This is a genomic window from Chania multitudinisentens RB-25 (assembly GCF_000520015.2).
Lineage (GTDB): Bacteria > Pseudomonadota > Gammaproteobacteria > Enterobacterales > Enterobacteriaceae > Chania > Chania multitudinisentens.
Genome location: NZ_CP007044.2, coordinates 1,640,115 through 1,661,337 on the forward strand (window position 1 = coordinate 1,640,115; position 21,223 = coordinate 1,661,337).

The following is a 21,223-nucleotide window of genomic DNA, read 5'->3' on the forward strand; positions in this document are numbered from 1 at the left end:
AGGGTGAGACGATGACTCAAAAAGCTAATGTATTATTGGACACCATCCCCGTAAGCAGCCTGAACACCGGGGCCCGGCAGAGAACGCTGGGCCTGGGCGCATTGCTGTCGGTTTCTATCGGTTTAGTGGTATCACAAGGTGTTATGGTATTGATGTTGCAAGCCGTTGGGATTGCAGGCTTCGGTTTTATCATCCCCTTGAGCCTGGCTTATCTGCTGGCGCTCAGTTACGCATTTTCGTTTTCTGAACTGTCATTAATGATCCCGCGTGCGGGCAGCCTAAGCAGCTATACCGAAGTCGCCATTGGTCAGTTTCCGGCGATCCTGGCGACGTTTTCCGGCTATATCGTGGTCGCGATGTTTGCGCTTTCGGCAGAACTGCTGCTGCTTGATCTGATTATCGGCAAAGTTTTCCCAACATCAGCATTGCCACCGTTGACGGTCGCCTTCGGCATATTGGGGATATTTACCTTACTTAACCTGTTGAATATTGACATTTTCGCGCGTTTACAGTCGTTGCTGGCGGTGGTGATGCTGGTGGTTCTGCTGTTGCTGGGGTTGAATGCGATCGGCCATGAACAAGCACAGCCTGTCACTCATCTGCTGGCGGGCAGTTCAGGGAACCCACTCGGTTGGGGCGTGTTAACGCTGGTTGCCATGGCCATCTGGGGGTTTGTGGGGGCAGAGTTTGTCTGCCCGCTGGTGGAGGAGGCTCGCCGCCCAGAGCGCGATATTCCCCGTTCCATGATCATCGGTTTGAGCGTGATTTTCTGCACTATTGTGATTTATTGCCTGGGGGCGCTGTTGTTGATCCCGGCAGAGGAATTGGCGAGCAACGGTTTGCCGCACTATCTGTTTGCGACGGTAGTGTTTGGGGAAACCGGGCAATTCTTCCTGGTGACTGCGGCGATCACCGCGACCTGTAGTACGCTGAATTCCTCTCTGGCAACCATTCCGCGCATGTTGAGCGGAATGGCGCAGAATGGCCAGGCTTTCCCTTGTTTCAAGCGGCACAGTGCAAAAACCGGCTCACCTTGGGTATCGGTATTGTTTGTAGCTGGTATTACCGGGTTGCCGCTGTTGCTGATGGAAATTGGTTCGATCAACCTGTTGCTGAGTGCCGCGGCACTCTCCTGGCTGCTGGCTTACATTATCACTCATATTAATGTGCTGGTGCTGCGTAAGCGTTACCCAGACCAAAAGCGGCCTTTCCGCACCCCTTTTTATCCGCTGCCGCAGGTGATTGGTATCGTTGGCATGCTGTATGCCATATGGAATATTTCACCCTCAGCGGAACAGGCGATACAGATTTATGCGGTAGCAGGGGGAGTACTGGGGCTGGTTTCACTGATTGCGGTGTTATGGATCAAATTCGTGATGCGTAAGCCTCTGTTTAAACCAGAACCTCTGGAACATGCCCTGTTTCCAAATCAGCCCCAAACAGCACATGACGGCCATAGAGCCGCTGCCGAGACTAGGTAAAAGGATAATAGCCAATGAATATGCAAAGTAAGCGTGAAACACGTGATTATCAGGAATTGGATGCGAGCCATCATATCCATGCTTTTTTGGACCAAAAGGCCCTGAACGCAGAAGGGGTACGGGTGATAGTGAAAGGTAAGGGGCTCTACTTGTGGGATAACGATGGTAATCGTTACCTCGACGGGATGTCGGGTCTGTGGTGCACCAATCTTGGCTATGGGCGTGAAGATCTGGTGGCCGCAGCGACCCAGCAGATGCAACAACTGCCGTACTACAATATGTTTTTCCACACCACGCACCCGGCGGTGGTGGAATTATCAGAAATGCTGTTCAGCCTGCTGCCGAAGCATTATAGCCATGCCATCTATACCAACTCAGGCTCTGAAGCTAATGAGGTGCTGATCCGCACGGTGCGCCGCTACTGGCAGGTGGTTGGGCAACCGAAAAAGCGGATCATGATTGGCCGCTGGAATGGTTACCACGGTTCCACCTTGGCCAGTGCTGCTATGGGCGGGATGAAGTTTATGCATGAGATGGGTGGCATGTTGCCGGAAATCGCCCATATTGATGAACCTTATTGGTATGCTCACCATGGCAATATGACGCCCGATGAATTTGGCCGCCGTTGTGCCCTGCAATTGGAGGAAAAAATTCTCGAGCTAGGGGCGGAGAATATTGCCGGATTTATTGCCGAGCCTTTCCAAGGGGCCGGAGGCATGATCTTCCCACCGGAAAGCTACTGGCCGGAGATACAGCGGATCTGCCGCCAATATCATGTACTCCTGTGTGCGGACGAAGTCATTGGTGGTTTTGGCCGCACGGGAGAATGGTTTGCCCACCAGCATTTCGGTTTCGAACCCGATACGCTGTCGATCGCCAAAGGGCTGACATCGGGGTATGTCCCCATGGGCGGGTTGGTGCTGTCCAAAACGATGGCCGAAGCCTTGGTAGAAAAAGGCGGGGTGTTTGCGCATGGGCTGACTTACTCGGGCCACCCTGTGGCTGCCGCTGTCGCGTTGGCGAACATCAAGGCGTTGCGTGATGAGGCCATTGTTGGCAGAGTGAAAAAGGATATCGGGCCATACCTGCAAAAGGGGCTGCGCGAGGTGTTTACTGGGCATCCTTTAGTCGGGGAGATTCAGGGCACTGGCATGGTGGCTGCGCTGCAATTTGCTGAGAATAAAGCCAGCCGCCAACGTTTTGCGAACGAAAGTGATATTACCTGGCGCTGCCGGACCTATGGTTTTGAAGAAGGAGTGATCATCCGCTCCACGGCCGGGAGGATGATTATGGCGCCTGCTTTGGTGGCGAGCCACGGTGAAATTGATGAGCTTTTGGAGAAAACCAAACGCGCCGTGGATCACACCGCCCGCGATCTGGGGTTAATGTAGATCTAGGGCTGCCAAGCAGGAATAAGCCGGTGGGTAAAAGATGGGCGTTATTCGCCCATCGATTCAATCAACGCCTTTATTTTCACCGCTTTTTCAAAGTGATCCAACCGCATCTCTTTAATCCACCAACTGGCAGCTTCCATCAGTAATTCCGGGTCATCATTTTTGTTGGCAAAAAATGCATAGAAAGACACCCCGACATTGTTTCCCTTCTTGCTGATTTTATCATCGCAAACCTGCATGATTTTGGTTCTTAACGCTTTTCTCACGGTGAAATCCTGTTGAATGGCGTAAGGCCTGCCGGGCCCGATAATTGAGCCAGAACGGGAGAACCCGTCTGGATGAGTCACCTGTCTGGGGTGTTATCGAAAAATCTGCCTGTAATTACAACACACTATAACTGAGCATAAAAACACCATATGATTTCAAGGCTGTAGACCTGCGTCCCGTGATTACCGTATAATCGTGCCGCTTGGCCCCTTAGCTCAGTGGTTAGAGCAGGCGACTCATAATCGCTTGGTCGCTGGTTCAAGTCCAGCAGGGGCCACCAAACAAAATAAGGACTTACGCTAAAAACGTAAGTCCTTTAGTTTTTATAGGGATATGCCTGGGATATTTTGCGCGGGTAATCATGGTGTTTTTTGGGTGACTTTGTGTTCGTTCATCGCATCCCGTAATTCGGTATTGAGGCTATTCGTTATCTATTTGACGAGTAAGTGCTACCAATTACCTCACGCACCGTTATCTGTATCTGGTAGCCGTTGTGATAACTGGCCAAACTGGTCACTGTTAACCGTTTGCCCGCTGGCGGATCGGCAATTCCAGTGCCAACCGGTTAAAGCCGATTACCTGTAATCACGTAAATCTTATTCGGGGCGGGTCAGTAAGGCAAAAAAGCCTGCATGAAGCAGGCATAAAAAGGAGGGTTTTATATGGAGTCAAGGATAAACCCGTCTTATTAAATCAGTGGTTAACTTCTTTCTTCGAAATTAAAAATATATTGACCTCACTCGCCGAGCACTCATCTTCTGATGCATCATTCTGAGTGATTATCTCGTATTTTTTCCCGTTTTTATCCTGGAAAGTGAAATGAAATACCTGAGTATAAATATCATTTCCTTTCTTTTCTGAGGCCAGAAGCGTTACCTCTGTCTTTTCTTCTTCCAATTGTGAAATATCCACAATATTTTGATTTTTCAGCCAAACTTCCGCCATGCTTTCGGGCCATGACCGACAGTCATTTACCGCTGCATACCCTGACAGCGGAAGCAGCAGCAAGGCCGCATAGAATATTTTCTTCATCGAGTTACCTCGGTTCCAGCCGTATTGAGTATTCACCCGTTGTTGGGTGTCGAAAGGGCGCACCACTGATTGAATAGGTTCCACGCGGTAACGGGCCGACCATCTGGACGTTTTGCATTTCAGGATTATTCTTTCCATTTCCTTTTCCCGCATATCCTGTAACAACCAACCGTCCATTTCTATATAGTCGTCCTGTACCTTGCTGATATATCCATGTCATAACACTCTCCATGTTTCACACCGATGCTAGAGAAAAAGATTATCACTTTAGCCTGCGGTATCAAAAACCTAAGATTACAGCTCTCTATTTTATATTGATAATATCGTCTAACGACGAATTACGACTTTATTGATTAAATGACACAGAACATCTACCAAGTCATCATCAAAATCCCTTAAACACCGTAGCAACAAAACTAGACAGTTACACACCAATACGCTGCAAGCCGCATTTACCTACATCAGCCTTGTTGCATGCTTTTACCGGTTTAAAGCTACAGTGGCCCGCTAGCTATTTTTCCGCCAACCCCGATTGAGTGATTTTAATTTATTGATATTAAAAAATTTTATTAAAGAAAGTATCCATAACCCACGGCATTAAAATGATAAAAAATGATTTTTATGGTGTTTTTTTGATAAATCGAAAAGAATCAAGAGCGGCTTACTTTTGTTGGTTTCGCAATCAACTGAGGTGGGTGTGCAGAGGTTGAAAGATGCGCATTGTTGCCGCTTCACGGAAAAGCCCGTACTTCAAAGTACGGGCAAGCACTCAATTAAAGCCAAGGTTAACAGCTAAACACTAAAATTTCTGTTGACAGACAACAGAATAGGAGACGGCGCTGTGTGCACCAAACTCTCTATCACCACTGCCCAGGTTGGCGATATAGTAGTAGGCACCGCCCGAATTATCAGACGTCCAGTAGTTGTTGCTGCTGAAACCGGAGCTACCATAAGCGACTCCCATATTGCCCCACTCCGACCTGAGCGCGCCGATACCCCGGAGGTTGTTACCCTGGCTTAAAGCAGTCCTTGTTGGCTGAACCAACCCTTGATTCAGGCACCAGGTTGAAGCATTACTCCAGTTCATCGTCGTAGTGCCGTTATTGATAAACCAGGTGTTTACTGAGAAGGTGTAGGCCAGTGGTACGCCCCCAGCCTTTGGGGTTGCCGTAATCGTGACGGGTGCTGAATTACCTGTGGCTGTAAAGGTCACTGTACCATTATTGTCCACACTTACCCACGTACTGCCCCCGTTATCCCAAGTGTAGTGGTCGGGTTCATCTGAGACGGCTAACGTAAATGTTGCTCCGGTAAACCCTGTGCTTGGGAAACCCTCTGTCACACCAAATGTCTTCTCATTGACCAACACGCCCGTCAGTGCATAAGGGGCAACAAAGGTGGTTGTTACGCTCTGGCTACTGCCGTTGACCGTGGCTGTGACGTTGCTGGTCCCGACGCTCATGCTGGTCAGCGTCGCCTTGGCAATACCGTCTGCCCCGGTAGTACCAATCACGGTGGTGATCTCGGCCTCGTTATCCGCCACAAAGCTCACCGTTTGCCCTTCCAGCGGGGTGCCGGTAAAACCGGTCACCTTCGCCTGTACCTCGTTAGTGGCCGCACCATTGGCCATGGCGTAATCCACAGTTACCGTCAGGTTCTCCACGGTGAGTTCTGCTGAATCCGGTACGTTCACCTGATAGCTCGCCGTAAACGGTTGTGGCCCCGCCGTGAGCGGCTGACCCGTTGTACTACTTGCCGTAACATTGGCTCTGACCTCGATTGTCAGAGACTCCGCAGAGAAAAAGTTACCCAGCGGTGCGGCTAATTCTTCAGCAGTCAGCGGTATACCATTGCTGCGCTTCCAGAGCAGGGTAGCCTCAGAGAGGTCAACCCATGCGTTCAGCCCGGTATCGCCATCCTGATCATTCATCTCCAGATTGCTCAGTTGCGATGACACCGTGAATTCGTCTGGACGGTCCTTCAACGGCACCACGTCATTATTTATTACCGGAGCGCCTGATGAGGGGATTAAGACAGACAACTCTCCCGTCACTGTCGGTGCACTGCCGTGTATCTGCCCGGTATTACCACTCAGTACCGCCAGTGCTGAACCTGCTCCGTTCCATAAGAACAGCGCCAGCAATCCTCCCATTATTTTCAGCCAGTAATCCCTTGAGCGGGCCGCTGTGTTTCTCATCAGTTCGTTCCTATAGCTGGAGATCTTCTCAAACGCCAGTCATCAACCTGGTTTGACGGAATGCAGGCTCTGTACCAGTTGATGGCGGCGTCTCTTGAAGGCCACAGGCAACAAAACCTGTACATGGCCTTCAGAGTACGATGCGACTTGGGGATTAGTTGTAATCCACAGCCAGGCTAAAGCCCTGCACGCCATCGGCAGAACCTGTCAGCAATGTTCCGTCGGTATTGGCCGGGATGGTAAAGTTGCCATCTGTGGTCTGGGTATCAAACCCTTCTGCTGGGGCGGTCGTATTTGTGGTGGCACTGGTTCCCACCAGACGCCAATTGTAGCTGACGCTGGAGGTCAGGTCGGTTGCCCCCGCCGCTGCGCTGTCCCACAGTCTGAACACGTAAGTGTCGCCCACGTTCAGATTGGTTGCGCTGCCAATCAGGTTGTTGGCAAATGCCGTGTCAGTGCTGAGGTAGATACCCGGTGTGACGTTTCCTCCCGGCATTATCGGGCCAGGCGGAGTAACGGTGCCGCCACCACCCTCGCTGGTATCGTTAACCGTAATCGTCTGGCCAGCTCTCGGAGCACCTGACGCCGAGTATTCCTGTATCACCACCTTTATCGCCTCAGCACCTAAGGCTATGGCTGGGATGGTCAGCACGCTGGTGCCGGGAGTTGATTCCGTGGCCGGCGTATTGAGGATACTCCCGGTAATTTCTGTCTCAACACCCTCTTTGACATAATACCAATGAACCTGAGAGGTGGAATTATCGGCATCTCCGTCAAGGTCAGCGTAGGCATAACTCAAGGTAATGGTGTCCCCGGTAGACAAATTGTCGCCTGCCGCGTTGCTGCTCAGGTCAACAGTTTGGGGAGCATTGTTTGACGGTGCGCTCAAGACCGGCGCGCGCCCCTGAATGGTACCGGTGGGATTGGTCAGGACCGCATAAGCACTGTTCATGGCGTAACCTGCTATTGCCAGGGCCAGCACCAATTTTTTCAGTGTGAAGGTCTTTGTACTGTACATCATTCTCTGTTTCCTTGGTGGGTCATCAATATAGATGCTGTTATTCGGCATCGGGTACGTCGTGCAGCCTGAAAATCACACTGCTTTAGTTAAAATCCACTTTGAGAGTGAACCCCTGGTCTCCTGGCACGGCTCCTGAACTGGATAGGCTGTTGACCGGGATCTGGTAGGTATCGGTGGTTGCGCCGGTAATGGGGTAATCGCGTAGCGTGGTCGGGCTGCCGCTCGCTGATGTATTGGTGCCATCCAGTTGCCATTGAATACTGTTCAGGGTTGCCGTCAGGTCAGCTTCACCTGCCTCCCATACCCCGTTACCGTTGACATCATCCCAGGCTCGAAAGACATAGGTGGCCCCGACCTGTGGATAGGTGGATGTGCGTGAATAATCGGTTGCACTGCTACCGGCCCCCGGGTTGTCAGACTGTAGAAAGATACCGGCAGCCACATTGCTGCCCGGTGCTACCGGCCCTGGCGGGGTGACGGTACCACCGCCTGCGCTGGTGTCAGACACGGTAATGATGTTACCGCTGATGGGAACACCCGTCGCCGCGTACTCCTGCAATGTGACGCTGATGGCTGCTGCGCCTGTAGCGCCGGCAGGGATGATAATGCTGGAAGTTCCTTGGTCATCCAAAGCAGGGGCAGGAACATTAATAGCGGGGATGGTCACCGTCTGCCCCTGGGCGTCAACATAGCTCCAGACTACGGTTGTCAGGGAGTTGTCCAGATCCCCGTCGCTGTCGCTATAGGTATAGGTCATAACCAGCGTATCGCTGGTGGTCAGTATTCCTGGGGTTGCATAGGTGCCCGTGAAGTCTACTGTTCCCTTCGCCCCGTTGGATGGTGCACTCAATACCGGTGCATGACCTTGTATCGGTGCGGTGGCGGGTGTGCTGGCTGCCTGAAGCAGGCCGATCGAACTGGCCCAGGCGGCCAGCGCAAACGTTAATCGGGTGGTCGTAAAATGCCTCTTCACGTTCTTTATTTTCATCCTTTGCTTTATCAGATAAATGTGCCTGAATGATGACTTCTCACTGGTGCAGGAGCTCGTGCTGTGTATATGCCGGCTCTACCAGCTCACCTTCAGACCAAACCCCTGGTCTCCACAGGCCACACCGCTGTTGCTGCTGCCGTTGGTACGTGGCGTAAACTGGTAGCCCGTCACCCCGGTATCATGGTCGTTCAGCGTGATGGCGCAGCCTGCCGTGTTGGCACCGTCCAGTAACCAGTGCAGCTCCGAGGCCGGAATGGTGGCGGTGATATCGGTGTTGTCGGCATTAAATAGCTTCACCGTGTAGGTCACGCCGACTTGCGGGGAAGCTCCGCTGCTCAGCAGATCTTGTCCCTGCGGATCCTGAATTTCCGCCCTGTCCACCCAACGGGCACCATCGGCATTGAAGGTGATCGTCTGGGGGGTGGTTTCACCGTAGCTCCCCAGGTCAGCCCGAATCAGAAAGGAGCCGGGCAGGGTACTGACCAGTTCGGTCACGTAGTGGGTGATGCCATTGCGCTCTTCGCTTTGCATTCGCACCATCTGGAGGCAGGGCTGCGGTAGACCCTGGGCGTCCACTGGACAACTTTCCCCGGGGGCCGCCCAGGAGACATTCGCCCCGCTTGTCGCTTCGGTTACCCGCCAGTTCACCTGCAACTGCGGGTCATTGACGGGCTGCCCCTGATGATCTTTGAGATGAGAGGCCAGCAAAATGGCATCCTCAGGCTGGCCGGACGCCGGGGCGCTGCCGGTACTCTCCAGCGCTAACTGGCCCTGACGTTGTTGCCCTACCTGAATATCCACCGGGTTTGAGGTGGCCTGGTGCCCTTTTTCATCTACCAGGGTGAGAGATAACTGGTAGCGGTTTGTCGCCGCAGGTGCCGAATCCCAGGTTGGGAGAGTGATTTGCCAGCCTTGAGGATTATCTACCCCTGCGGTAGCCAGCAGAGACAGCGGGGCGATATCACCGTGCCAGGTCACGCCGGTTATCCGGTATTTGCCTTTGACCAAGGGCTGCATAACATGCACATCCCCTTCCAGCAGAGTGTGCGGGACGGCGGCCAGATCAAGCGTTAACAGTCCTTTTTTTTCCCGGTATTCCAGAACGATGTCGTAGTTACGATCAACCCGGTCGTAACGACTGCCTAGCAGAGTGCGCATGGCTGCTACGTTGCTTGGGTCAAGCTGTTTGCTTAGAGGAGTACCTATCTGGTAGTTCATCTGTAGGTCAAGCTTGGTTTCACTCTTCCCCTGTTGCCCTTCCTTGTGACTGGCCTTCAACGTCGCCAACGGGAATGGGGTGTAATCCACTCCTAGCGTGACGGCTCTTGGATCTTTCTGGAGATGCTCCTTGCCAAACAGGGCGACGTCATCCCCGTAATACTGTTCATAGATAGCGGAGGCCCCTAAATGTGGATAGGCAGGCAGGTAACCCTGCAAACGGACATCAAAACCCTTTGCCGGGCGTTCCTCGTAGTCGTCAAAATCCCGTGAGTTTTTCCAACCGGAAAGCGGGTGGTAATAGTTAGCCGCCAGTCTGAGCGCATCAGTCCACAACTCTGCGCCCAACCCCAGACGGCTGTGGCTGCGGCTGAAATCCTGGTCAAGGAAGGCATTGTAGCCGTAGAGCCAACGGCCCTGTTCCCAACGCAGGCCGGTGCCAACGTTACCGATGGTGCGGCTATCCTGGTCATGGATGCCGACCTGGGAAAATGCCACCATGGCATCGTTTTCATACCAAGGGGTAAACAGGGATAAGGTGCTTTTACTGAAGTCCCCCTTGTCGTCTACGGCAATATTGACCTGTGCCTTACCAAACTTTCCTAGCAGGTTCTGCGCCTGTTGCTGTAGCGGATCAATTACCTGCGTTTTAGCCTGACTTTTTGCCCAGTTCTCCGCCTGATTTTTTACCTGGTCACCGCTCAGGCCGTTCCAGTTCTGTCCACCGATAGTCTGTGCGGTTCCGGCCAGTTTCATGGTGGCCGGGTCAGTTTCCAGCACCAGGGTGTTCCCCATCCCCAGTTCGGGCAGATTGCTGGCCAAGGCTTCACCAGTACGGGGAACGGTGGGGAACAGTGGCGATTTGGCGGGCAAGAGCAGACTTTCGCCTGCTTCAAGGACTTCCCGCTGGCCCAGCGCCCCTTTGTTCAGCACCCGCAACTCGGCAACGGTCAGGCCGCTTTGCAGGGCAAGCGAATAAAGACGGGTGCGGTTTTCGACCGTGTAGCGGCGTGTTTCCGCTTCCTCGGTGAGCCCGGAGGCAAACAGGAGCCCGAGAGGGAAAAGACCACTCCCTGCAAGTAGTGATGCAATAACAGAAAGTCGGACGGGTTTTATCATTGACACATTCCTACAAACACAGGCATTTCAGCACCGATTTAAAACAAAGGATGTTTAAATATTTACAAAGCATTTAATGCTTATATTAAAAAGCGAGTAGTGTCTTTTGATGTGCAAGAGACAACACTCAGCATGCTAAAACAGCATGCTGCTTCGTGACGTCCTGTCGATAAATATGATGGCGAATGAGTCATCAAATAGTGATGGGCCATGAATCTTGAATTCGGGGATGTCGCAATGTGAGTAAAGATAACAACTCATCACATGGAGTATTGTGCCATTACAAACAAAGATTATTCCGATTATTACTATTGGTCTTGATTATATTCCACATGAATTCATTTGCAAGTTTTATATGTTGATAAAAGTCAAAAAAACGATCTTAAATGTCGTTAATTTGTTGTTAATTGGATTTATAATCTGTTTTTATAAAATATTTAGTGATATATGCTTTTCATTGTGTTTTTTTGGGGTAATAAAGGTCGATAATTCTAAATTTATATTTTATTTATGAAATGTCTTTTCATATTTTTATTAGTGATGAATACTATCCTCTTACAAGGTTAATCAGGAATGTGATAGTGCGGGAATGTTTTATTATAGTTAATTTATTGTAACCAGGTATCTTTGGTAATTAACCCCAGCTTCCCAAATAATGTCAAACATCTATTCTTTGCAAATAATGACATTCATTAATAATGAATAAGTTAGGCGCACTTTTGAATATATTCGGCAATAAGTTCGACGATCACAGATTACTTTTTTTTCATGGAAGATTCTTATACCCCCCTACTGAATTTATGCGTTCCTTTTGGGCGGCAATAGGTGGTTTTTTCCTGAAAAAATGAGGGCGAATATATTGAATATTTTTCTACAACACTCCTGTGTGGGAACTCGGGCAGGGCTGCGGTTGCTGCTGGGTGAGTGGCAGCATCACAACCAGATTTGCAAAGTGATTGAATCGGGGAACAGGCCTCCTACAGGAGAGGTGTTGCGGTATTTAAAGATTGACCTTTTCATTTTGGAGTTACATGCCAATGCCAGGAATCTCAGTGAGCTTCTGCGTTTTTTTGTTGACGAATTGCATCGCTTCTCTCCTAAATCCAAGGTCATCATTATGGTTCCAAAGTACTTAACGGCACCATTAATCACGTATTTTTCCAGAGTGAAAAATGTCTATGCTGTACTGGATAATGCTGCACCTCTTGATACGGTACGTTCCCACCTGATGGCCTGTTTGCAGTGTTCTGATAATATGGCGTCTTCTTCATCGTTGGCGTCTCCTTTATCTCCACAGGAATTGAACGTGCTGGATTCACTGCTGAAGGGGGTATCGGCTCTGGATATCGCGAAGAAGCGGCGTGTTCATTATAAAACGGTCAGTTCCCAGAAACGCTCTGCGTTGCATAAGCTGGGGCTTCCTTCATTAAACTTTCTGCTGAAGAAGCCAGACAGCAAAATGCGTCCCTTCTCCTGATTACAGAAAATGTTGGGAAGATATTTTTTTGCAGGTTTGGAGGCTGGGCGAAAGAGATATTCTCGTCGCCTGGTTGATTATGAGCCTCATGCTGAGGCTTTCCCTATGGGGCAGCACCAGTGCTGTTCAAATGAGTCTACGACTCATTTGTCACCCGTTTGCCGCTGACAAGCCACTCGAATTATTTGGGATATATTTTATATAGACCAGGCTATATATCAGTGGCATGTATTGAACAGCGTCAGAAAAATTATGGTATTGGTGACTTTATGAATTGTCTACAGCAGATCACTGTATGGTGAGATTCAATAAAAAAGATAAAGAAAGCATAACCCCGCCAATCAGCAGCAGGCATACTGAGCTAAATATATAGATCTTTTTACTCAACAAGAGCACCAGGCATGCTACCAGAATAGCGGTGATCCCTATAGGCAGCAGTAATGCTAAAAACGGCGATTCGGTTAGGCTCCACCAGACCAAGTCATTTCTCATGATAATATCCTACGGCGATAAATTTTGAGTGGAAATCAGCGGGGGGCTTGGAGGGCTGTTGGCCATACTCTATGGAATATTTACAAAACGGCATCATGAGTAAGAATACGGCGACTACCAAGGTAACGTTTCTGCCAGTAATCGTTATTCAGTTCACTGATTTGGACATTTAACCCGGTACGAGGGGCTTCAATAAATTTGCCACTACCTAAATAGACGCCAACGTGATCGGCATAAGCGCCGGGGTGCGCGTTAATATTGAAGAAGATCAGATCGCCGCTTTGTAACTTATTCTGCCGAACAGGTTTCAGGCGTTGGTCCTGGTACATCTCGTTAGTTGTACGTGGTAGTTTACGATTGAGCACGTGGTTATAGGCGTAATACACCAGTCCGCTGCAATCAAAACCTTCACTGGGTGACTGCCCACCCCAGACATAAGGTTTGCCGATCTGCTTTTTCAGCCGAGCAATCACGGCCTCTAATGAAGTTTCAAGCTTGGGAGTTAGCTGCTCCAGCCGTTTTTCTTCTTGTGTTCCTTTCCAAAGCGCCTGAGAGCGGCTCAGGTGCCCTGGTTTCCTGCGTGCATGCATAGCCAGTTTTTCATGATTTCGTAAACGCTCAGCCTGCTTTTTTTCTGCTTCACGCTCTTTCTGTACGGGTGTGATGGGGACCGTCGATAAACGTTTTCGTGCTTTAAGCATCAATTTTTCATGATTTATTCGCCGTTCTGCCGCTGCCTTGTCCTGCTTGGTGAGTGATTTCGTTTTAGCCTCGCTGACAAAGCAGGATGCCAGCATCGCCATGGCTAAAACTACCTGTGCTGGGTATTGGGGGTTTTTACGCCCGATAAACTGGAAGAAACTTTTCACAACGTTGAAATCGTTCCTTAATTGCTACTGGGAATTTTTTCCGCTAGCGGTTCAATGATCTTTTCACCGTGGTGGCCAAAATACTGATAAAGCGATTCGCTGGCGGCGTTGGTCAACACCATGATTTCAATTCGACGGTTGGCGGAACCGAGCGGCTGTTCAGGCGTAAACAGCACCTTATCTGCCATCCCTCCGACTTGTAGAATTTGCTCAGGATCCAGACCGTTGTTGGTTAATACGCGGCGGGCCTGCATTGCGCGCTGGCCTGAAAGATCCCAATTGTCGTAGCGATCCTGATCGCGAAAACGTGTCGCATCGGTATGGCCGGTAATGGTGATTTTGTTGTCAATTTTATTAAGCGCTGGTGCAAACTCACTCAGGAGACGGTTAAAAAAGGGTGTCAGGGTTGAGCTGCTCCGCTGGAACATTTCACGTTCTTTATCATCCGTAATCAGAATGCGCAGGCCTTGAGGCACAATTTCCAGATGAAGATTAGACTGGGCATCATATGCCGATGTAATTTTCATAATGACTCGAGCCAGCTCTTCGATCTCTTTCCTGGAACGAAGATTCACTTCTTCCAGGCTTTCATTTTTTTTGGCCTGCTCTTCAAGTTTTGTCAGTGTATTATTCGCTGCATTCTGCTTCGTAGAGTCAGCATCGGATTTCTTGGCGCGATCGTCGTTTTTTAACACTGCAATTTTCCCGCTCTTATCTGGCTGTGTGATGGGGCGGGGGGTGTGCCCTGTGAAAATGTTCTCTCCCCGAAGCGTCATGACGACCTGCTGACGCTCCGCTTCCGTCACGCTGCCCATAATCCACAACACCATGAATAGCGCCATCAGTGCCAAGGTGAAATCGGCGAAAGCGACTTTCCAGGCACCCCCATGAATAGCATCATGACCCTTACGCGCGGAACGTTTGATGATTGTGGTGTGTTCTTTCGTATGACCCCTGACCATCACTCTTCACCCATCATCTCAGCGACCCAGCCATCCAGTGTTGCAAACGTGGGTTTGGATGCCATAGGTAACATTTTACGACCGGCATCCACCGCCAGCAGCGTAGGTTTTCCCGCTGCATGGTTAACCAGCACGGTACGCACGCACTCTAGAACCGAAAGTAGATTTTTAGTACGTTGTTCCATGGCATTCGACACCGGATCCATTAAGCAGTAGCAGAAGAAAACTCCCAGGAAGGTTCCTACCAGCGCTGCGGCCACTTTCACGCCAATGATGGCAATGGAACCATCAATAGATTGCATGGTGATAATGATCCCAAGTACTGCCGCACAGATCCCAAAACCTGGCATGGCTTCCGCCGTGCGTTGCAGTGAGCGCGAAGGTTGTAAAAGATTTTCCTCCATCGCCACCAGTTCTTGCTCAAGAATACCTTCCAATTCATGAGCATTAATTTTGCCCATAGCCATCAGGCGGAAGTTATCTGAAATAAAGGTGATGAGCGCTTCGTCGCGCAGAATTAATGGGTATCTTTGGAAAAGAGAACTGTTGTGCGGTTCCTCAATATGCTCATCAAGCACTTTGAGACCTCCGCTCTGCACCAGTTCCAGTAGTTCATAAAGCAGAATAAGTAATTGGCGCTGATATTCATCGGTATATTCATCTTTCTGCATGCAGCTTTTAAATTGACGAAACATTTCTTTTAAAACGGGGCGAGGATTAGCAAGAACCATTGCACCAAGGCCCGAACCTAAAATAATAATTATTTCGCCGGGTTGCCAGAAAGAAGCAATATTTCCTCCTGACATCAGAAATCCGCCAACAACACAGACCATAACAATAATGACACCAAAGACTTTTTGCATAATAAGTTCACTTTTCGAAAAAACACTGAATTTTTTGCACGATTTTCTTATTGAGCTGGCAGATCCTCGCCTCGGTAAGATCGAGGGTCAGTGCTATCTCTTTAAGACTCATTTCATGCTGATAATAAAGTGCAAGAATGAGTTGTTCACGCTTGTCAAGAATAGCCAGGGCACTTCCCAGCGTGCGGCTGATAATCATCTCTTCTTCAAGATGCCTGCTATCGAGCGCTTCTGTATGGAGGTCATTCCCTAAAATATCATCCAGACTTTCCAGCGATTTGGCGCTATCCAACAATATATACTCCTGATATTCATCGGCAGTAATGGAAAGATGGCTCTGTAAATCTTCGAACGACGGGGTTCTCCCAAGCTTGCGGGCAATTTCCCTGATAGCGTCGTTAAGCTTGTGCGTCTTTTGCCGCAAACGGCGGGGGCGCCAATCCAACTGGCGTAGTTCATCCAACAGCGCACCACGGATACGTTTTACGGCATAGGCCGCAAAATGTTCATCTGGTGCTCCATAGCGGCGCAGTGCGGTGAGTAATCCCATCAATGCAATTTGCTCCATATCATCTTTATCCATAACGCTACTGGTTTGGTATATCAGCTGTTTCACCACTTTGTTAACCAACGGTAAATAGTCATTGATATAGCGCACTTCATCGAGCTGACTGAGTTCTTCGCTGAGAATAAAGTCCATTGTTTGCATTACTGCTTATATTTTATTGATAAACCATCTTGCTGATGATCACATCGTCAAAAGGAATGGGTACATTGAGATTTTTAAATGTATCCGAATAGGCTTGCTTTAATTTTTCACTAAGCTCTTGAACACTCATCATACGAATATTGTTGTAGCTCATATTTGACAGAGCCGTTACCGTAGCACCGCGGATAACCGGATTCATATCATCCACGATTTTTGCTTTCTTCAGATCATTGGTCACCAGGCTTAACTCAAGTAATAAATAATGCTCTTCACTCCCCTCTCCCTTAAGCGTAAATATCATGTCCGAGAAAACGACAAACTCCACCTTTTGCTTTGCGCTGGATTTAAATAACTTGGTAAAATTGTTCTTTCCTGTCTTTTCGTCGACTTTAAGCAATTGCGAACCAGCCAGTGTGAACGCGGCGGCAGATATCGAAATCACCAAGGCAATAGCACCCCAGAAAAAAAAACCTCTCACATTCATCTATAGTTACTCATTAAATTGTCATCAAAACGGAATCGTCGTTACCGCGGTTGGATTGATGTTCATCAGATGCGATTTTTTCCCCCGCTAAAACAGTTTGTTGCTCTGGATAGGGTGCGTCCTTTCCTTGCTGCTGCCTTGATTGAGACGACACCTGTACATTGACTTGTACAAAATTTTGTTCCATCAGAGACTGCCGGAGTTCATTACTGGTTTGCTGCAATGCCCGGTATACATCGGCATGGCTGGCGTTGAGCTGAACCTGCATACGGCCATTCTCGATATGCAGCGAAATATTGAGCTTGCCCATCTCCGGCGGATCAAGACGTATCGTCGCATGCTGAGTTTGCTCCCTGACCTGCATTTGCAGGCGTTCTCCCAATGCATTTTGCAGCTGTTGTGCCCAGTTGGCGTCATTAACGTTCAGCTTTAGTGATGCATTGGGCGTCGCTAAGGCAGCATCCTGCCGAGCCACGGGCTGTATCTCAACGGAAGGCGTCGGCGTATTGACCACTTTCAGCAGGGGAGTTAACTCCTGAGACGTAACGGGTGGTTGGTTTTTATCCAGCGTTAACTGCTGAAGTTGAGGTGGCTGTGCCGCCTCCAGGTTGAGAGAAGGGGCGGGTCCCTTGTCTATTGCATATGCTGAACTTTGCTGGGTATCGGCAGCTATCAGCAATGCCTGAAGCAGCGGCTGCGGGGTAACCGTTTGCGGCTGCAATATGGGCAGAGGGTTATTTTGTGACATGCTCTCTGGCAGATCTTTTTTATGCTCTTCAATATCGCTATCTGTTTCAGAAGGCGGCAATGGAACATCTTGTTCACCCAATAACATATTAATAATATTGAGAAATTCATCTTTATTTTCTTTCTGCGTTATCATCTGTGAAGCGGGTGATATTGCCGGGATATCGGTATCTCCGCTCGTCTGCACGTCGAGGGTGAACCCCATACCCTGTGATAGATTTAACATTGTATTACCCCAACTCTTCTGAGCTCATGAATGCCGCATAGGCCGTGGCCCCTTCACGATGCTGTACCGCATGCGACATTTTTTCTGCCAGAATGTCTCTTTGATTTTGGCAGTAATGCAGGATTTGCTGGTGGGCCTGTTGTAGCTTGCCCAGCATGTTCAGTTCTGTTTCGTCCAATTTTTGGCCTGTTAGCGCGGTCAAAACGGTGGCGATTTGCGCGTCGTTTTTTTGGACTGCGTGCCAGTCATGAACTGATGCTGATTGCTTCATGGTCTGCATCAGAGCAAGGAGTGTTTTTGTCGTATTCATGCTGCATTCCCCATATTGCTCCATCCTTCGTGGATATTACCGACGATGGATTCCACTTCTTCTATCAGCTCAACCGAGAGCTTGTTGCTGCCGTCATACAGGCGATAAACACAGTAGTCGTAAAGGTTCGCCAGGTTGTGTGCCAATTGGCCGCCTTTTTCATAGTCCAATGCACTGGAAAGGACGTTGAGAATATCAATACACTTGTTAATGCCCTGAGCTTTGTGCTCATAGCGACGGGCTTTGATATGCCCCTTCACACGTATCAATTCTTCCATCAGGCCGTTAAAGAGTATGAGCACTAGCTGATGCGGGCTAGCGGCTGCAACCTGTATAGCGAGATCGTACTGTTGATAAGGGCCGAAGCCCTCCTGTTCGTTACTGTACATAGAAGACAAGCCTCTTTTTAAAGCAGACTAAATATGCTCATGGTATTTTCCATTTGCGTTATGGTTTTCTGTAGGGCAGTAAACATCTTGAGATAGCGGTTATAGGCTGTTTCAAACCGCGTATTCATTTTTTCTGTTTTGGCGTCGATATCTTTTTGCTGGCGATCGAAGGTTTCCTGGCGTCCTTTGAGCAGACCAGTGGTACTGCTGAGATATTTGTTGAAGGAGTTATCTATTGCTTGCAGCATGCCATCTTTACCATTGAAGAACTGGGTGACAGACTGCGGATCGTTTTTCAACTGCTTCTCAAATTTTTCACTATCCAGCGTGAGCTTGCCGTCTTTATTGGTTGTAATGCCAAATTGGGTCAGATCCTGATCGCCAAATACGCCATATAGCAGGCCACTCAATTCTGTACTGAGTGACGACACCGTAGCATCGCCAGCAAATGCACCACGATCGTTATCACCAGTACCGCTATGCGTAATCGCGGCCAGTTGATCTTTTAGGGCGTTATAGGCGGTAATAAACGCCTGGACCTGCTCTTTAGTACCGTCAGTGTCGGTATCGACATTGATAATAAGAGGCTTATCTTTCTCAGTAACCGTTTGTAGATTGATGGTGACGCCTTCGATCACCTTATCCAGAGTATTTGAAGCATTGGTGTACTCTTTAGCTGATTCGCCCAAGGAAAATATGGCGTCTTTTGCGCTTGAAATGGTTTCCCGATCGTCGAAAATCGTTGGATCATTCAGGAGGGAAGCATCAATTGAGATAGCGTTTTGGGCGCCTGTTTGGTTGCTGCTCAGCATCAGTTTGACTTGGCCATCGACCTGAATTCGAGAAGCGGTAATGCCTTTTTTCTGCGTGGAGCCGGTGCTGTCTTCGGCGAACTCCTGTTTGTTAATCGCATTGGCCAGCTCGGCCAGGTTGTCCACCTCGTCCATATCCACGTCGATGCTTTCACCATCGATAGTCAGTTTCAGGACACCAGAGGCATTTTTAACCTGTTCATCCGTCAGCGACTCAAGGCTAAATTGGTGGGCTGAGGCGATTTGCTTGATATTCAGGGTGTAGGTGCCTTTACTCGCGGATGTGCTGGCGGAAATGGTCGCGATCCCCTCCTGATTCATTGAGGCGATGTTCTTCAGCACCGTACTGCTGGCCGTATTCATGCCATTAATGGCGGTCCGAAAATCGGTTAAAGCGGTACGCAGAGTCGTTAATGCTTTACGCTGGGCAGCCAGGGTATCCGACTGTCTTTTAATCACCGTCTGTATTGAGGTGATATCATAAGTCGCCAGAGCGTTGGCAATGCTTTGCGGATCTAAGCTGCTTAAACCAGACATAATGAGTTTCTCCCAGGCATGTCCGCCATAAATATCAGTTCTGCTTAAATGCAATAGGCGTGCCACTTTTAAAAAGTGTTTTAAAACAGACGATTAATTAATTATGGGGAAGTTTTGTTTCCGTTTTTTCATCAGAAAAAAATGGGGCCGGAAAAACAAACACCACACTAAAGCGATGTTTGTTTGGTTATCATTTCAAGTGGATAAATTACCCGAGCAGGCTTATTGCGATGCCAGGTAAAGAGTTGGCCTGTTTCAGCATCATCGTACTGGTCTGAGACAATAGCTGGTGACGGGTCATCGTTGACGTTTCTTCGGCCATATCTGCATCGCGGATGTTACCTAGCGCAACGTTAGTGTTGTCTTTCATGTTATTGAGGTTGTTGGCAGTGTGGCCCAGACGGTTAATTGATGCCCCCAGCTTAGAACGAACCTCACCGATTGAATCCATTGATTTTTTTACCGCAGTGATCAGGTCACGCGCGGTGGCTTCATCTTTCAGGTCGAACTGACCACTACTGGCACCCATGAAGCTACCACTGGCTATATCAGTGAGAGTGCCACTGCCATTAATGATAGACGTTGCGTCACCTTTCAGCAGTGCAGACAGATCAAGTTCCATCTTCTCTTCAGCAGATGCACCGATCTGGAAGCTAACTGGGCCGCTACCAAATTTGCCGCTTGCACCGAACAGTTTGTCGCCTGCGAATGCGGAGTTATTGACAATGTTCATGATTTCTGAGTTCAGATCGTTCAGTTCAGAATTAATCGCTTCACGGTCTTTATCGGAGTTTGTGCCGTTCGCTGCCTGCGTCGCCAAATTGAGCATGCGAGTGGCGATGTTGGTCAATTCATCGAAAGAACCTTCAGCCGTTTGTAACAGAGCGGTGCCATCCGTAACGTTGCGTAAAGCAACACCCATACCGCTGGCTTGGCTGTTCAGGCGAGTGGCAATCTGCAAACCCGCAGCATCGTCAGCGGCAGAGTTGATGCGTTTACCCGTTGCCAGACGCTCTGTTGCAATTGATAAAAAATGGCTGGATTTGTTCAGGGCGTTAGTCGCAGCCATTGCCGGGCTATTAGTAAACATAGAAATTGTCATTTAACGATTCTCCTAATGATTTAAGACTCTGACCATCAGAGCCACCTCAAGTGGTAATCAAATAAATCGACACATTACACGCAGGAATTAAATCTAAAATTTGTTTTTTTACACTCTTAACTATTAACTGAGATATATCGCATTTCGTGCAGAATAAATGATTGTTTTTTAATCGATTAAATTTTGACGTTCTAAATTCTAAAACTTGGTATTCTTGTTATTATCTGTTTTTATAGATATCCTGTTTACTTTTACTTGAATCTCATGGTAACATTCCGTTATCATTTTCAATTTGTCTCGATAGTAAATTGGCAGAGTGGAGCTAATCTTTTTTAATAGTTAGAAATTTTATAGAACTAAATATTGCACCTCGCTCTATAATTGCGTAAGGATAGAATTTCTTTGTTGGTATAATATAAAATTATACTCTTCTCTCCGTAGAGAAAAGAGTAACACTTTATTTCATTCAGAAATATCTAGTTAATACCTACAGATTATCTCCGAAGGGGTTAACTAACATTTAA

20 protein-coding genes and 1 tRNA gene are annotated in these 21,223 nt (G+C 48.7%); 4 read left to right on the plus strand and 17 right to left on the minus strand.

All coding sequences use genetic code 11. The features are described 5' to 3' along the window. Window positions 1-11: 11 nt before the first annotated feature. Window positions 12-1,481 carry an APC family permease gene (locus Z042_RS07195; protein WP_024911169.1) on the plus strand — a complete coding sequence of 490 codons (1,470 nt, stop codon included), beginning with the start codon at window positions 12-14 and terminating at the stop codon, window positions 1,479-1,481. Window positions 1,482-1,495: 14 nt separating this feature from the next. Continuing rightward, entirely contained in the window at window positions 1,496-2,872 is a 1,377-nt protein-coding gene (locus tag Z042_RS07200; RefSeq protein ID WP_024911170.1) for an aspartate aminotransferase family protein, read from the plus strand. A 47-nt stretch (window positions 2,873-2,919) separates the two neighbouring features. On the opposite strand, the gene Z042_RS07205 is transcribed toward Z042_RS07200, so the two are convergent. Continuing rightward, the gene (locus tag Z042_RS07205) at window positions 2,920-3,114 is read right to left on the minus strand and encodes a DUF6500 family protein (RefSeq protein ID WP_417903534.1); all 195 of its coding nucleotides are present in this window, start codon (window positions 3,112-3,114) and stop codon (window positions 2,920-2,922) included. Window positions 3,115-3,346: 232 nt separating this feature from the next. On the opposite strand from Z042_RS07205, the gene Z042_RS07210 reads away from it, so the two are divergent. Further along, window positions 3,347-3,422: transfer RNA gene (locus Z042_RS07210), tRNA-Ile, on the plus strand. Window positions 3,423-3,835: 413 nt separating this feature from the next. On the opposite strand, the gene Z042_RS07215 is transcribed toward Z042_RS07210, so the two are convergent. The 5 genes from Z042_RS07215 to Z042_RS07235 all read right to left on the minus strand — a co-directional run bounded on the left by Z042_RS07215 (window position 3,836) and on the right by Z042_RS07235 (window position 10,720). Continuing rightward, entirely contained in the window at window positions 3,836-4,351 is a 516-nt protein-coding gene (locus Z042_RS07215) for a hypothetical protein (protein WP_335337260.1), read from the minus strand. Between the two features lie 622 nt (window positions 4,352-4,973). Continuing rightward, on the minus strand, window positions 4,974-6,371 hold the full coding sequence (locus Z042_RS24440; RefSeq protein WP_081758416.1) for an Ig-like domain-containing protein: 1,398 nt from the start codon (window positions 6,369-6,371) through the stop codon (window positions 4,974-4,976). A 154-nt stretch (window positions 6,372-6,525) separates the two neighbouring features. Further along, window positions 6,526-7,389 carry a SinI family autotransporter-associated protein gene (locus Z042_RS07225; protein WP_024911174.1) on the minus strand — a complete coding sequence of 288 codons (864 nt, stop codon included), beginning with the start codon at window positions 7,387-7,389 and terminating at the stop codon, window positions 6,526-6,528. A gap of 85 nt (window positions 7,390-7,474) precedes the next feature. Continuing rightward, window positions 7,475-8,365, minus strand: coding sequence for a SinI family autotransporter-associated protein (locus tag Z042_RS07230; RefSeq protein ID WP_024911175.1), 891 nt, complete (start codon window positions 8,363-8,365; stop codon window positions 7,475-7,477). A 93-nt stretch (window positions 8,366-8,458) separates the two neighbouring features. Further along, on the minus strand, window positions 8,459-10,720 hold the full coding sequence (locus tag Z042_RS07235) for an inverse autotransporter beta domain-containing protein (RefSeq protein WP_024911176.1): 2,262 nt from the start codon (window positions 10,718-10,720) through the stop codon (window positions 8,459-8,461). 859 nt (window positions 10,721-11,579) lie between these two features. Between Z042_RS07235 and Z042_RS07245 the strand changes: the two genes are divergently transcribed. After that, the gene (locus Z042_RS07245; RefSeq protein WP_162149742.1) at window positions 11,580-12,197 is read left to right on the plus strand and encodes a LuxR C-terminal-related transcriptional regulator; all 618 of its coding nucleotides are present in this window, start codon (window positions 11,580-11,582) and stop codon (window positions 12,195-12,197) included. Window positions 12,198-12,485: 288 nt separating this feature from the next. On the opposite strand, the gene Z042_RS07250 is transcribed toward Z042_RS07245, so the two are convergent. The 11 genes from Z042_RS07250 to Z042_RS07300 all read right to left on the minus strand — a co-directional run bounded on the left by Z042_RS07250 (window position 12,486) and on the right by Z042_RS07300 (window position 20,699). Next, window positions 12,486-12,689, minus strand: coding sequence for a hypothetical protein (locus Z042_RS07250; RefSeq protein WP_024911179.1), 204 nt, complete (start codon window positions 12,687-12,689; stop codon window positions 12,486-12,488). An 80-nt stretch (window positions 12,690-12,769) separates the two neighbouring features. After that, entirely contained in the window at window positions 12,770-13,558 is a 789-nt protein-coding gene (locus Z042_RS07255; protein ID WP_236849225.1) for a C40 family peptidase, read from the minus strand. 17 nt (window positions 13,559-13,575) lie between these two features. Next, complete coding sequence (gene lafU, locus Z042_RS07260; RefSeq protein WP_024911181.1) at window positions 13,576-14,520, minus strand: putative lateral flagellar export/assembly protein LafU; 945 nt, start codon at window positions 14,518-14,520, stop codon at window positions 13,576-13,578. After that, on the minus strand, window positions 14,520-15,383 hold the full coding sequence (motA, locus tag Z042_RS07265; RefSeq protein ID WP_024911182.1) for a flagellar motor stator protein MotA: 864 nt from the start codon (window positions 15,381-15,383) through the stop codon (window positions 14,520-14,522). Before motA ends, lafU begins: the two co-directional genes overlap by 1 nt. Before the next feature lie 7 nt (window positions 15,384-15,390). Continuing rightward, window positions 15,391-16,092 (minus strand): FliA/WhiG family RNA polymerase sigma factor, encoded by a 702-nt coding sequence (locus tag Z042_RS07270; RefSeq protein WP_037406027.1) that lies wholly within the window; start codon window positions 16,090-16,092, stop codon window positions 15,391-15,393. 13 nt (window positions 16,093-16,105) lie between these two features. Then, window positions 16,106-16,576, minus strand: coding sequence for a flagellar basal body-associated FliL family protein (locus tag Z042_RS07275; RefSeq protein WP_024911184.1), 471 nt, complete (start codon window positions 16,574-16,576; stop codon window positions 16,106-16,108). A 13-nt stretch (window positions 16,577-16,589) separates the two neighbouring features. Continuing rightward, a complete protein-coding gene (locus tag Z042_RS24445) occupies window positions 16,590-17,549 on the minus strand; it encodes a flagellar hook-length control protein FliK (RefSeq protein ID WP_024911185.1) in 960 nt (319 codons plus the stop codon). A 4-nt stretch (window positions 17,550-17,553) separates the two neighbouring features. Further along, window positions 17,554-17,859 (minus strand): flagellar protein FliT, encoded by a 306-nt coding sequence (gene fliT, locus Z042_RS07285; protein WP_024911186.1) that lies wholly within the window; start codon window positions 17,857-17,859, stop codon window positions 17,554-17,556. Next, window positions 17,856-18,248 carry a flagellar export chaperone FliS gene (gene fliS, locus Z042_RS07290; RefSeq protein ID WP_024911187.1) on the minus strand — a complete coding sequence of 131 codons (393 nt, stop codon included), beginning with the start codon at window positions 18,246-18,248 and terminating at the stop codon, window positions 17,856-17,858. The genes fliT and fliS overlap by 4 nt, the downstream gene beginning before the upstream one ends. 17 nt (window positions 18,249-18,265) lie before the next feature. After that, window positions 18,266-19,597, minus strand: coding sequence for a flagellar filament capping protein FliD (fliD, locus tag Z042_RS07295; RefSeq protein ID WP_024911188.1), 1,332 nt, complete (start codon window positions 19,595-19,597; stop codon window positions 18,266-18,268). A 208-nt stretch (window positions 19,598-19,805) separates the two neighbouring features. After that, the gene (locus Z042_RS07300) at window positions 19,806-20,699 is read right to left on the minus strand and encodes a flagellin N-terminal helical domain-containing protein (protein ID WP_024911189.1); all 894 of its coding nucleotides are present in this window, start codon (window positions 20,697-20,699) and stop codon (window positions 19,806-19,808) included. Window positions 20,700-21,223: the final 524 nt, after the last annotated feature.

Coding starts and splice junctions, on each gene's coding strand:
- Z042_RS07225 (WP_024911174.1), bottom strand. CDS start 7,389: ATGTACAGTACAAAGACCTTCACACTGAAAAAATTGGTGCTGGCCCTG.
- Z042_RS24440 (WP_081758416.1), bottom strand. CDS start 6,371: ATGAGAAACACAGCGGCCCGCTCAAGGGATTACTGGCTGAAAATAATG.
- fliD (WP_024911188.1), bottom strand. CDS start 19,597: ATGTCTGGTTTAAGCAGCTTAGATCCGCAAAGCATTGCCAACGCTCTG.
- Z042_RS24445 (WP_024911185.1), bottom strand. CDS start 17,549: ATGTTAAATCTATCACAGGGTATGGGGTTCACCCTCGACGTGCAGACG.
- lafU (WP_024911181.1), bottom strand. CDS start 14,520: ATGGTCAGGGGTCATACGAAAGAACACACCACAATCATCAAACGTTCC.
- motA (WP_024911182.1), bottom strand. CDS start 15,383: ATGCAAAAAGTCTTTGGTGTCATTATTGTTATGGTCTGTGTTGTTGGC.
- Z042_RS07200 (WP_024911170.1), top strand. CDS start 1,496: ATGAATATGCAAAGTAAGCGTGAAACACGTGATTATCAGGAATTGGAT.
- Z042_RS07275 (WP_024911184.1), bottom strand. CDS start 16,576: ATGAATGTGAGAGGTTTTTTTTTCTGGGGTGCTATTGCCTTGGTGATT.
- Z042_RS07205 (WP_417903534.1), bottom strand. CDS start 3,114: ATGCAGGTTTGCGATGATAAAATCAGCAAGAAGGGAAACAATGTCGGG.
- Z042_RS07215 (WP_335337260.1), bottom strand. CDS start 4,351: ATGGACGGTTGGTTGTTACAGGATATGCGGGAAAAGGAAATGGAAAGA.
- Z042_RS07300 (WP_024911189.1), bottom strand. CDS start 20,699: ATGACAATTTCTATGTTTACTAATAGCCCGGCAATGGCTGCGACTAAC.
- Z042_RS07250 (WP_024911179.1), bottom strand. CDS start 12,689: ATGAGAAATGACTTGGTCTGGTGGAGCCTAACCGAATCGCCGTTTTTA.
- fliT (WP_024911186.1), bottom strand. CDS start 17,859: ATGAATACGACAAAAACACTCCTTGCTCTGATGCAGACCATGAAGCAA.
- Z042_RS07270 (WP_037406027.1), bottom strand. CDS start 16,092: ATGCAAACAATGGACTTTATTCTCAGCGAAGAACTCAGTCAGCTCGAT.
- Z042_RS07195 (WP_024911169.1), top strand. CDS start 12: ATGACTCAAAAAGCTAATGTATTATTGGACACCATCCCCGTAAGCAGC.
- Z042_RS07235 (WP_024911176.1), bottom strand. CDS start 10,720: ATGATAAAACCCGTCCGACTTTCTGTTATTGCATCACTACTTGCAGGG.
- fliS (WP_024911187.1), bottom strand. CDS start 18,248: ATGTACAGTAACGAACAGGAGGGCTTCGGCCCTTATCAACAGTACGAT.